Below are 12,121 nucleotides of genomic sequence, written 5' to 3' on the forward strand. Positions count from 1 at the left end.
AATTTGTATATAGTGTGTGAAATTAGCATTGACTTCATTAGGGGTTTATTGCTACTTTTTTCGTCCCTTTCCGGCGGAAAGGAACAGAAGAGGAGCGTTAACTAGGTAGTCAGTCAGAGGAGCACAAACTCCAGCGATGATTGATGAGGGAGATTAACGCCGAGGCATAGATATGGTTGCTGCATGTTTATGTCGGTCGCTTAGGCTGAATCCTAACGATTGTCACCTGTAATTGGTGGAGAGCTTCTGGTGACGATTGCTGTTTCCCTTCTATTGGGGTGCGTATCATTGAGCACCAGGCTCTTCGAACGAAGTTAGTTCGGAGCGTAATCATGTTAGTTAATCAATATCTTATCCTAGTTTGTGCCGTGTCTTCTTCTTCTGCGGAGGTGCGCTAATGTCTCTTGTTGTCGCAAAGTTTGGTGGTACTTCAGTCGCCGATTACGGTGCAATGAATCGCTGCGCCGATATCGTACTGGGCAATCCCGATTGCCGTTTAGTGGTGGTTAGCGCCTCCAGTGGCGTGACGAACCTGTTGGTTGAACTGACCCAGGAGTCAATTAACGACGATGGTCGCTTACAACGATTAAAGCAAATTGCGCAGATTCAATACGCTATCTTAGATAAACTGGGTCGCCCTAACGATGTTGCTGCCGCATTAGATAAGCTGTTAAGCCGTATGGCGGTATTAAGCGAAGCGCTGGCGTTCCAGCGCAGCAAGGCCACCATGGATGAGTTATTGTCCCTTGGCGAGCAGTGTTCGTCGGCATTATTTGCGGCGGTATTGCGCGAAAAAGGCGCCAACTCAAGTGCCTTCGATGTGCGCCGTGTGCTGCGCACCGACAGCCATTTTGGCCGCGCAGAGCCACAGGTTGAGCAAATTGCTTTGCTATCGAGTGAGCATTTACTGCCGCTGTTATCTGAGCAAGTGATTGTGACTCAAGGTTTTATTGGCTCAGATGAAGCGGGGCAAACCACAACTCTCGGCCGTGGCGGTAGCGACTATTCAGCGGCACTGTTAGCCGAAGCGTTAAAAGCCTCAGCGGTTGAGATTTGGACCGATGTGGCCGGGATTTACACGACCGATCCGCGCCTCGCGCCAAACGCCCATCCTATTGCCGAAATCAGTTTTAACGAAGCCGCTGAAATGGCGACCTTCGGTGCCAAAGTATTACATCCTGCGACGATTCTTCCGGCCGTGCGCCAACAAATTCAAGTGTTTGTCGGTTCAAGCAAGGAGCCTGAAAAGGGTGGCACTTGGATCCGCCATCAGGTTGAAGATGCACCCGTGTTCCGCGCGGTGGCGCTGCGCCGCGACCAGACGCTACTCAATCTGCACAGCCTACAAATGCTGCATGCGCAGGGCTTCTTGGCTGAAACCTTTGCCACATTGGCAAGACACAAGATCAGTGTGGATTTGATCACCACCTCCGAAGTTAACGTATCGCTCACTCTAGATAAAACCGGCTCCGATTCAAGCGGACAAGGTTTATTAAGTGAAGCGTTACTGCAAGAATTATCGCAACATTGCCGCGTGCGCGTGGAGGATGGTTTAGCCCTCGTGGCGATTATCGGTAATCGCATCGCTACGACTGCGGGTATTTGTCGCCGCGTGTTTGAAGTGCTCGAACCCCATAATGTGCGCATGATCTGCCAAGGTGCCAGCCCGCATAACTTGTGTGTGTTAGTGGCCGAATCCGAAGCGGCACAAGTGGTTAAAGCGTTGCACGAAAATTTGTTTGAAGGCGTTTAGTATGTTGCCGACGACATCGTCTCTGCAAATTGGGGAGCTTGCCGCAGGGCAGGCTCTGACGCTACCGATTTATCACTTCAAGCCAAGTGGTCACGTATCTGGCCCTAAAGTGTATATTCAGGCTAATGTCCATGGCGCTGAGGTGCAAGGTAATGCGGTGATTTATCAATTGATGAAACAGCTGGAAAATTGCCACATCTTAGGGGAAATTACCTTAGTGCCCTTGGCTAATCCGCTGGGAATTAATCAAAAAAGCGGTGAGTTTACACTGGGGCGTTTTGACCCTATCACTGGCGTAAACTGGAATCGTGAGTACTTAAATCACGCGATAGATTTACCCGCTTGGTACAGTGAACATGCTGAGCTTAGCGATAGCGAACTTATTCAAGCATATCGCAGCACCTTGATTGAAGCTTGCCAGCAGCGGTTACGTAACGATTGGGGTGTGACCACGGGCCACAGATTGGCGGTTAGCTTACAGGCTATGGCCCATGCGGCGGATATAGTGTTCGATCTGCATACTGGGCCTAAATCCTGTAAACATTTGTATTGCCCTGAATATGATATTGCAGCGGCGCAGTTTTTCACGATTCCTTACACACTGGTGATCCCTAATAGTTTTGGTGGCGCAATGGATGAGGCGGCATTTTGTCCTTGGTGGCAATTGAGTGAAGTGGCAAAAGCGCAGGGGCGGGATCTCAATATCGCCGTTTCAGCTTTTACCTTGGAACTGGCGAGCCAAGAACGCATTTGCCTTGAGGATGCTTTAGTCGATGCTAAAGGCATTTTGGCCTATTTAAGTCATCGCGGGGTGATTGCCGAGCAAGTGGAACCCGTTAAGATGCCGCGTTTTGGCTGTTATCTTAAGGATTACAAAAAGTACCATGCGCCTATGGCTGGCTTGGTGGAATATGTGGCGCCCGTGGGAGAGCCGCTTGCTGCGGGTGAGACCTTAGTCAATCTGCTGCGACTCGACTTATATGGCAGTGCGCAGGAGCTGACGGCACTCAGTTTGCCGCAGGATTGTGTGCCTATACTCCATTTTGCCTCGGCGTCGGTGCATCAAGGCACAGAGCTCTATAAAGTCATGACCAACCTGTTTGAATTGCCGTATTAACGGCAATCTGCAAAACAAAACGCCAATCTCGAGATTGGCGTTTTTTATTACAGTCTACAACCACTTAAAGCGATAGAAGAGCGCCATTTGCAGGGCAACCAGCGATATTAAAATGCCGCAGAAGGTCGCAAAAGCCCATGCGTTATCCGCACCGGGAATACCGCCGATATTGACCCCAAGCAAACCGGTTAAAAAGCCTAGAGGCAAGAAAATTGCCGAGACTAAGGATAAGAAATACAAGCGCTTGTTTAGCTGCTCCGATTGCTGGCTGAGTAATTCTTCCTGGGTCACATTGGCTCGGTCGCGCAGTGCATCTAAGTCTTCAATTGTGCGAATAAGCTTATCCGTGGTTTCGCGCATCTTAAGTTTTTCGGGTTCATTAAACAGCACAAATTGATCGGACAGCATCTTAGTGAAGGCTTCTTTCTGTGGGCCTAAATAGCGGCGCAAGGCTACGGTTTGTCGGCGTAGTTCGGCAATATCAGTACGTAAATCTTTAACATTGCCAGAAACAACTTGTTCTTCTAATTCTGAAAGTTGCTCCTCTAGCGTATCGATAAAATCGACTTTACGTGTAGTCAGTTTTTCACAAATGGCGAGGAGAAAATCTCCTGTGGTGGTGGGGCCTGTGCCTTCCATGATCAGTTCTGCCACATCTTTAATCGATTGCAACTCGCGATCACAGGTGGAGATAATGCGCTGTCTATCGGCGTAAATTCGCACGGCCACCATATCTTCAGGTGCTGAGTTTGGATTTAAGTTAATGCCGCGCAGTGCGAGTAATACGCCTTCCCCTGCCAATACGGCTCGAGGGCGAGTATCTTGGGCGAGCAGGGCATCGGTTTCGACTTTATTAAGACCGCTGTTTAACACCCAATGGCGAGCCTTTTTGTGGCGATAACGTAGGTGTACCCAAATCAACCCGTCCTTAGGGTCCCAATTTTCAAGTTGTTCTGGGCTTAAGGTTGAGCCAGCTCGTGCGCCGCTAAGCACTATGCTATAGATAAATCCTTCGTGCATGTCACATTCCATCTCATGCTAAATCATCGGGTAAAGCTAACTGATTTTACAGTGGAAATGAAGCCTAGCGTCGTTTCCTCTCACAATAACCTCAGCGCTAGATGAGTAAATTGCTGGCCAAGCAACTTATGATGAAATAGATTAAAATTAGCCTTAGTTGTAATGTATTGAGAAGATAAAATGGAATATGAATTTCGGCGTAACAGTTTGACTGGCACGTATTTAGCCAGCTTTAGCATGGACCATGAGGTACTGGGCCAATGGTTTTCAGAAGAGTTGGGGCCTGAGTTAGCCAAAATTCAGCAAGTGCTCGATATTATCAAAGAAATTCAAACAGGTAAGCGAGTTTCTTGGCGTTTTATCGGCAAAGATATTACCTTAGATCTGGATGAGGAGCAGGCACGAATTTACGCTAATGCTTTAGGATTTGAGCAGGATTATGAACTCGAAGAGGCGATGTCCCTCTATGATGCTGAATCTGAGGCTTACTGTGGGCTAGAAGATTTAGAAGAAGCGCTACTTAGTTGGTATGAATTTGTGCAAAAAGGGCTATAACCGCCCGCTGTGAATATCAACAAATAATAAAGGCAATCTATTGATTGCCTTTATTATTTAATGGAGTAAGTCTATCACTTATCCAATATCAATTGTTCAAATATCTTACAGCCATTTCGGTTCTCGACTTGGCATTAGCTTTACGCAACAGGTTTTTGACATGCACTTTCACAGTGCCTTCACTGATGTGTAAATGCTCTGAAATCATACGATTACTTAATCCTTCCGCCAGTTGTTGCAGGATCTGTAGCTCCCTTGGGGTGAGGCTTGAAATCCATTCTTGTTCATCGGCGGCATTTTTGAGTTCATAGAGATATTCTTCAACTTCTTCGCTGATCACTCTGTGGCCTGACATGGCATTTTTGAGTTTATCGAGCAGCAAATCTGGCTCGGTATCTTTGAGTAAGTAACCGTCAGCTCCCGCACGTAATAGGCGAATAACATCTTGTTTTGCATCTGAAACGGTTAAGATCACGATTCGTGAAGTCACGCCTTCTTGGCGCATGGCATTGAGGGTATCGAGGCCAGTCATTCCCTTCATATTGAGATCGAGCAAGACGATGTCAGGTTCATCAGTTACTACGGCGCTTAAAGCATCTAAACCGCTACCCACTTCACCGAAGAGGTTAAAGTCTGGATCTGAGGCGATCAATTGGCAGATACCTTTACGTAAGAGAGGGTGATCATCGACCACCAGAACAGAATAAGGTTTACCCATGTGTAGGCTCCTGTTGAGAAGGGAAGATTAAAGTGACTTTGGTGCCCTGTGATAAATTGGATGTGCTATGGGGTTCAAGGGGCGAGTCTGGATTTTCTGGCTCGAGCTGTCCAGTGATTCCTTTGCGACTAGTTTGCGGATCATTGCTGCTAAATACAACCGTGCCGCCTAATTTGCTGGCACGTTCATGCATGATGCCTATGCCGAAGTGCTGATCCCGTTCTTTAATATGGCCAATGCCTACACCATCATCACTTACACTGATATTAACCATACCATGCTCATCTTTATAACAGCGAATATTGATATGGCTAGCACGGGCATGTTTGATAGCGTTGAGCGTTGCTTCTCGGGTGATCTGCAAAATATGGATATGTTGTTTCGCCTCTAGCCATTGGGGGGAAAGCTTATAATCGAGGTGGATCTTGATATCGGTTTTTGCTCTGAGCTGCTCAAGCATTGCTTCCATCGCATTCTTCAGATTGGGCTCCTTAATGGTTAATCTGAAGGTGGATAGTAACTCTCGGAGTTGTACATAGGCTGTACTAACCCCTTCGTTGATCTCTGTGAGTTGTCCCTCAATGGTAGGATTGCGGCAGCTAAGATCTAAATTTTTGCGCAGCAAGCTAATTTGGATTTTTAGGAAAGAAAGCACTTGCCCGAGTGAATCATGTAATTCCCTTGCGATAACACCACGTTCTTCCATTAGGGCTAACTGTTGTCTTTGTTCGGTAGCGTTATGAATAACGATGGAGCGAGTAAGCATAATGGCAAAGTTTTTAAACAACGGAGTATTAATATCTTGGGTTGAGATAAGCTCTAAATAACCTAAATCAGCCTGCTCAAATTGTAGCGGAAAGCGGATGTTGTTGTGAGCGCCTTCTGGCCAGCCACCATCGGCTTCTACGACTTCGAGCTCCTGCTCAGGGTATTGGATAATCAGCCTCAAATACTCGATCGACTCATAATCTTTTAGCTGATTTAATGCTGCTTTGAGGGCCTTATAGTCCAGCTTATTGGCATTAAGTGTTAACAGAGTGTCGTATAAAAAGGCCAGTTCATTATTCGCCCGTGTCAGTGCTAAGGTTTTTTCGGCCACTTGTGACTCTAAGTTACCGTAGAGTGTGGCTAGCTCTCGCGCGGTTTTTTGCAGTGCATCGGTCAGAGCCGTGAGTTCAATATATTCGGTCTCGGGCATTTCTATCTCGAAGTTACCCTTTGAAATGGTGTTGGCCGATTCCATTAACTGCTGCAAGGGCACTACGACTTTTCGCTTGGTAAAACGTACCGCTAAAAAGGCGATGGCGAGCATCAGTCCGAGTCCAAAAATCTGACTCGCGGCGAGTAGGCGCAGCTTAAAGGCAGCGTGGTGCTCCATTTCTAACACCAACAAATCAATGGTATCGACAAAGTCTTTAAGCGAGGCGGCGTAATCGCGGGAGTTTTCCTGCTCAATGTAGTACTTCATCACCAGCCATTTATCGATAACGAGTTGATACTGTTCGGCGATCTTTTTCGGGCTAAGCCAACCCGTGGAGGGTTGCAATGCCTCGGAATGCAAGGTATTTTCAAACTCGGTAATTTTCTCTTGGGCGGCGTCACTGCCGGAATTGGCATAAAACATCAGCCGGTAACTTTGCATCCGCAGTGAACCCGAGGCGTTGATGGCCTTTGCATCGCCTAAACTGTAAGACAAATTGATGATTGCGAAGATGGCTAGGCTGCTGGAAAGTAAAATCAGTACTAACATTAAACCCAAAATTTTTGAGGTAAGGCTGCCTCGTTTCATATGTCCATTACCTAATATATGGCCGTTGATTTAATAGCACTTTAGTCGTGTTTTACATTAGAAAATAATGTACTACATTAACAAAAACATAAAAGTGTGAACAACAACACTATTACATTTTGATCTAGCGCAAACTTCGCTCCAGATACCTCCTAAGGGGTATGTCTTTGGAGGGGTTAAGCCACTAACTTTGGCGCTGGAGATGTCGTGATTTATTAAAATAATGCAACACGGAGATGAGATGATGAAGAAGATGACAGGTAAGTCCTTTGCACTGAGTGCATTGGTTGCCGCGAGCTTCATGGCGGCGAGTGCGATGGCGAGTGATAAAACTGAGCCTCGCAATGAAGTTTATAAAGATAAATTTAAAAATCAATATAATAGCTGGCATGACACTGCAAAGAGTGAAGAGCTAGTTGATGCGTTAGCACAGGATCCTAATATGGTTATTCTGTGGGCGGGTTATAGTTTTGCTAAAGATTACAACGCACCTCGCGGCCATATGTATGCCGTGACTGATGTGCGTAATACTCTGCGTACAGGCGCTCCAGCCAATGCGGAAGATGGTCCAATGCCAATGGCCTGTTGGAGCTGTAAGAGCCCAGACGTACCTCGCTTAATCGAAGAGCAAGGTGAAGACGGGTACTTCAAAGGTAAATGGGCCAAAGGTGGTCCAGAAGTGACCAATACTATTGGCTGTGGCGATTGCCATGAAAAAGGCTCACCAAAATTACGTATTTCTCGTCCTTATGTTGATCGTGCTATGGAGGCTATTGGCACTCCATTTGATAAAGCATCCAAGAAAGACAAGCAATCAATGGTTTGCGCTCAGTGTCACGTTGAATACTATTTCGAGAAGAAAGAAGACAGAAAGAACTTCGTAAAATTCCCTTGGGATATGGGCGTAACCGTTGAGCAAATGGAAGTTTACTATGATGGTATTGAGTTCTCTGATTGGACTCATGCACTGTCTAAAACGCCAATGTTAAAAGCACAACACCCAGGTTATGAAACTTGGAAGATGGGTATTCATGGTAAAAATAATGTCAGTTGTGTTGACTGTCATATGCCTAAAGTGACTAGCCCAGAAGGTAAGAAGTTCACTGACCATAAAGTCGGTAACCCATTCGATCGTTTCGAAGAAACCTGTGCAACTTGCCATAGCCAAACGAAAGAATTCTTAGTGGGTGTCACTAATGAGCGCAAAGCTAAAGTTAAAGAAATGAAACTTAAAGCGGAAGAACAATTAGTGAAGGCGCACTTCGAAGCCGCTAAAGCATGGGAATTAGGGGCTACTGAAGCCGAGATGAAGCCAATCCTAACGGATATCCGCCACGCTCAATGGCGCTGGGACTTCGCCATTGCTTCGCACGGTGTTGCGGCTCACGCTCCTGAAGAAGCGCTACGAGTGTTGGGTACGTCAGTTAATAAAGCGGCCGATGCTCGAGTTAAGTTGGCACAATTGTTAGCGAAAAAAGGTTTAACAGATCCAGTTGCTATCCCAGATATCTCTACCAAAGCGAAAGCTCAAGCTGCACTAGGTATGGATATGGACAAGATGAATGCAGAGAAAGAAGCATTCAAGAAAGACACATTACCTAAGTGGGATGCCGAAGCGAAAAAACGCGAAGCGACTTACAAGTAATTATTGTTGAATATGAGCTAACCCCTCATAGTAAAGCCCCCACAATCTAGGTTGCGGGGGCTTTTTATTAGCGATTTTGCTCAGCTATTATGTCTTATGGGGGCTCAGATTGGTAACCTCATTTCGTTATCTTTAACGGCCCTGTTGGATGTTGAATGCAGCTTGCTCTAACGGTTTGTCTATCACTATCCCGCAGTAAAGTCCGTGACCTAACTATTCGTTGTCCTTAGGTTTGTTGCCAGTTTTCCAGCAATGTTGGTGACGCCCTGATTTACTCCTATCGATTGTTGTATCTGTAAATAACCGACTTTTTGAGACAGTTGGAGTACGAAGTTTTAGGGCATGGGAGGCTCATCCATTAAGCACATGGTTATTGATTCACTATAATCATTTCATCCCTTAGTTGTTTTTAATCAGCGTTCAACCTGTGGGGTTGTAAGGTTTTTGTTATTTTTTCGGTAAAATGTCTTAAGCTTTTGATAAGAATTTCTCCTTATCCTCGAAGCTATGATTTTGGTGATTGGATAAATAAGTGCATCAGAATATGAAAAGCAATGTTAGGACGACATTTCTTCAGTTTGCAAAGGGATATTTGTTTGTTCCATGGCTCGTATTTACGGTAATTATTTTGGGGCTTGAATGGACTCATGCTGATATGCGCTTTGCCAGCCTATTATTCAATTGGCAGGGAGGTGTCAGTTCATGGCCTTTACGAGGGCATTGGCTTACCGAAAGTATCTTGCATGTGACAGGACGTAATCTGGTGATTTTGTTCGCCATAGCGGTTGTTGCTTGCATTGGCCTAAGCTTTCGACTTGAGACGTTGCGTGTTTATCGTAAAGGTTTTATCTATTTATTCTGTAGTGTTCTTGCTAGCGTGTTGTTGGTTCGCTTAGGTAAGAGTTTCACTCATATGACTTGCCCTTGGGATGCCATTGAATTTGGTGGGCGTATGTTGCATAGCTCTCTGTTTGCACGCTTACCAGAAGGGGCTGAGTTTGGTCAGTGCTTTCCTGGAGGACATTCTAGTAGCGGTTTTGCTTGGGTCGCGAGTTATTATGTGCTCAAGGAGTACTATCCTCGTTACGCAAAGTTTGGCTTACTCTTTGGGATTGGATTAGGGGCTATTTTTGGTTTTGCCCAAGAACTGCGCGGTGCTCATTTTTTAAGTCATGACTTATGGAGTTTGGCGATTGCGTGGACCTCAGCAAGCCTGCTTTATTATAGTTTTTTCCTACGTGTTCCGAAGGTTAAAAACAGTAACGTCGCGAACAAAGTCAGCCTTATCGATACTAAAGTTTTCGAAAAAGGCATCTCTAAGTGATTATATGGGTTAACTTTTCAATTAGAACCTAAATTGAAAACGGATATCTCCATGGCGCAGACGTAAACTTTCGTCCAGAAGATGGTTCTTCTCATTCAATAAAATATTTTTTTGCCTTAGTAATTCGGCTTTGTCGGTGAGATTATTTAGTTTGTTATTGATACTGCTAATCTCGCTGTCAATAGCATTTAAGCGATCGGCTATTTCTGCTAAACGTTTATTAATCAGATATTGTTCATGTCCTTGATTGTAGCGTTCAACAAATTGATTGTTATCACAGACGCCGTAGTAATATTCTCCCGCCAAACCAATACGGTAACCATTTTCTGGCAAGCAATAACTCATTAATCCTTGTTGATATCCTTGCTGCCATTGCGTCGCATCAACCTTGAGATTAAATTCACGGCAGTCCTGTTGATATTGGTTGAGCCTACTCGCAGCAGCACCGCGGTTACCATCGGCTAAGCCAGTGGCGTACCAGTCATTATCACGGCATTCTTCGAGTGAAAGACTCGTGCATTGAGTGAGGGAGAGGGCTGTCAGAGCGAATGCAAAGTTTAGGTATCGCATTTTATTATCAAAAGAGTTCCAAAAGTGGCATCAGCATAAAGCTTAGTACTGAGGAGATCTAGCGCTATATTTCGCCCTTTGTGCGGTTATTTAGCAGCACCAAGCTGGCTTGGTTACCCTACTTTATCACAACATACTCGGTGGATAGTGCTAACGGGTTGAGTTTGTGATAATTTAATACTTTCAATAGCTTGGGGTAACACTTTGGCGATATCCCCTCATTTTTGCTCAAAATAGGCATTGATACCCCATAACAAACGTGGAAAACCATTTTAAGATTATTCTGAAGGTAGTTAATGCTTGGGTAACGGCTTAAAGCCGCCGTCACTTACGGCAGAGTGATCTCGTTGTGTGTTTAATGGTTGTGGGATTTAACATGTTGCTGATGAAGCGAGCAAGTATTTGTTTGGGGCAATCAAGGAGATAATGTGTCGTTCTCTGCAAATGTATTGGCTTTAAATCCACCATTTTTTGCTCTTGTGTTCCTACGCTAGGTGCTTTAGTTTTTACTGAAGTCGGGTATGCTTACCCTCATTTTGTTATTCATTATTGGTAGAAGGCTGCTTTATATATGAAGATTTGCCCGGCACATTCCATCTTAGGCCTAACTAAGGTATAAGGTCGGTATGAAAACTCCTAAACGAATCCAACCACTGGTTGATGAAGGACTGGTTGATGAAGTCATCAGCCAGTTAATGAGCGGTAAAGAAGCTACTGTGTACGTTGTGCGCTGTGGTGAAGATATTCGCTGCGCTAAAGTTTACAAGGAAGCGGACAAACGTAGTTTTAAGCAGGCGGTGGTTTACCAAGAGGGGCGCAAAGTCCGAAATAGCCGTCGCGCTCGCGCAATGGAAAAAGGCTCTAAATTTGGCCGTGAGCAAATGGAAGAAGTCTGGCAAAACGCTGAGGTAGATGCATTGTTTCGCTTGGCTGATGCCGGAGTGCGAGTACCAACCCCTTACGGTTGCTACGATGGTGTGTTACTCATGGAATTAGTCACCGATAGTGAAGGTCATGTTGCGCCTCGCCTTAATGATGTCAGCCTTAGCGCTGAGAAAGCTATACATGACCACGCTTTAGTGATGACTTATGTCAAGCGTATGCTTTGCGCAGGCTTAGTACATGGTGACTTGTCCGAATTTAATGTCCTAGTCGATGATCAAGGCCCTGTCATTATTGATTTACCCCAAGCGGTAGATGCGGCAGCGAATAATCATGCTAAATGGATGTTGGAGCGGGATGTCAATAACATGACGCAATATTATGGCCAGTACGCACCTGAATTGCTCAAGACTCAATACGCGAAAGAAATGTGGGCCTTATTTGAGGCGGGTCAGTTAAAGCCTGATACGCAGTTAACAGGTCATTTTACTGAAGTATTAGTCGATGCCGACGTCAGTTCTGTTTTGGATGAAATTCAAGCTGCCTATGAAGAGGCTCAGGAGCGCAAGCAGCGACTTCAAGAAGCCAATGAAGATTATTAGTAGAATATTCTTCAATAAAATAGACGCCTTATGAGTAATGCCGATCAGTTAAGACAGATCGCTTGACGATCTCGCTGAAAAGATCAAAATCCGATGACCTCATGTCATCGGATTTTTTATGCAACTCTCAGAAGCACTCGCCCGTA

Annotated in this window: 10 protein-coding genes and 1 riboswitch; of the genes, 6 read left to right on the forward strand and 4 right to left on the reverse strand. The window is 45.4% G+C overall.

The features are described 5' to 3' along the window. The first annotated feature begins 79 nt into the window (after positions 1 to 79). A riboswitch (Lysine riboswitch) is annotated at positions 80 to 254 on the forward strand. 143 nt (positions 255 to 397) lie between these two features. Both lysC and M0413_RS03840 read left to right on the forward strand, forming a co-directional pair. After that, a complete protein-coding gene (lysC, locus tag M0413_RS03835; protein WP_144344881.1) occupies positions 398 to 1,753 on the forward strand; it encodes a lysine-sensitive aspartokinase 3 in 1,356 nt (451 codons plus the stop codon). A gap of 1 nt (position 1,754) precedes the next feature. Further along, on the forward strand, positions 1,755 to 2,870 hold the full coding sequence (locus M0413_RS03840; RefSeq protein ID WP_172587669.1) for a succinylglutamate desuccinylase/aspartoacylase family protein: 1,116 nt from the start codon (positions 1,755 to 1,757) through the stop codon (positions 2,868 to 2,870). 54 nt (positions 2,871 to 2,924) lie between these two features. On the opposite strand, the gene M0413_RS03845 is transcribed toward M0413_RS03840, so the two are convergent. Then, positions 2,925 to 3,890 (reverse strand): zinc transporter ZntB, encoded by a 966-nt coding sequence (locus M0413_RS03845; RefSeq protein WP_172587668.1) that lies wholly within the window; start codon positions 3,888 to 3,890, stop codon positions 2,925 to 2,927. A 180-nt stretch (positions 3,891 to 4,070) separates the two neighbouring features. On the opposite strand from M0413_RS03845, the gene M0413_RS03850 reads away from it, so the two are divergent. After that, complete coding sequence (locus tag M0413_RS03850) at positions 4,071 to 4,445, forward strand: YacL family protein (protein WP_037421973.1); 375 nt, start codon at positions 4,071 to 4,073, stop codon at positions 4,443 to 4,445. Positions 4,446 to 4,533: 88 nt separating this feature from the next. On the opposite strand, the gene M0413_RS03855 is transcribed toward M0413_RS03850, so the two are convergent. Both M0413_RS03855 and narQ read right to left on the reverse strand, forming a co-directional pair. Beyond that, complete coding sequence (locus tag M0413_RS03855) at positions 4,534 to 5,163, reverse strand: response regulator (RefSeq protein ID WP_037421976.1); 630 nt, start codon at positions 5,161 to 5,163, stop codon at positions 4,534 to 4,536. Beyond that, positions 5,156 to 6,952 (reverse strand): nitrate/nitrite two-component system sensor histidine kinase NarQ, encoded by a 1,797-nt coding sequence (narQ, locus tag M0413_RS03860; RefSeq protein WP_249553217.1) that lies wholly within the window; start codon positions 6,950 to 6,952, stop codon positions 5,156 to 5,158. The genes M0413_RS03855 and narQ overlap by 8 nt, the downstream gene beginning before the upstream one ends. 241 nt (positions 6,953 to 7,193) lie before the next feature. Here narQ and nrfA point away from each other — a divergent pair, with 241 nt between their 5' ends. Continuing rightward, positions 7,194 to 8,597, forward strand: a complete 1,404-nt coding sequence (gene nrfA, locus M0413_RS03865; RefSeq protein WP_069453521.1) for an ammonia-forming nitrite reductase cytochrome c552 subunit — start codon at positions 7,194 to 7,196, stop codon at positions 8,595 to 8,597. A gap of 544 nt (positions 8,598 to 9,141) precedes the next feature. Beyond that, entirely contained in the window at positions 9,142 to 9,921 is a 780-nt protein-coding gene (locus M0413_RS03870; protein ID WP_099457466.1) for a phosphatase PAP2 family protein, read from the forward strand. Between the two features lie 21 nt (positions 9,922 to 9,942). Here the strand turns inward: M0413_RS03870 and M0413_RS03875 are convergent, their stop codons facing one another. Continuing rightward, on the reverse strand, positions 9,943 to 10,491 hold the full coding sequence (locus M0413_RS03875) for a DUF2799 domain-containing protein (protein ID WP_249553220.1): 549 nt from the start codon (positions 10,489 to 10,491) through the stop codon (positions 9,943 to 9,945). 626 nt (positions 10,492 to 11,117) lie between these two features. Here M0413_RS03875 and M0413_RS03880 point away from each other — a divergent pair. After that, complete coding sequence (locus M0413_RS03880) at positions 11,118 to 11,975, forward strand: PA4780 family RIO1-like protein kinase (protein WP_037421993.1); 858 nt, start codon at positions 11,118 to 11,120, stop codon at positions 11,973 to 11,975. The last annotated feature ends 146 nt before the right edge of the window (positions 11,976 to 12,121 follow it).

This window comes from Shewanella sp. 8A, from assembly GCF_023475945.1.
Classification (GTDB): Bacteria; Pseudomonadota; Gammaproteobacteria; order Enterobacterales; family Shewanellaceae; genus Shewanella; species Shewanella xiamenensis.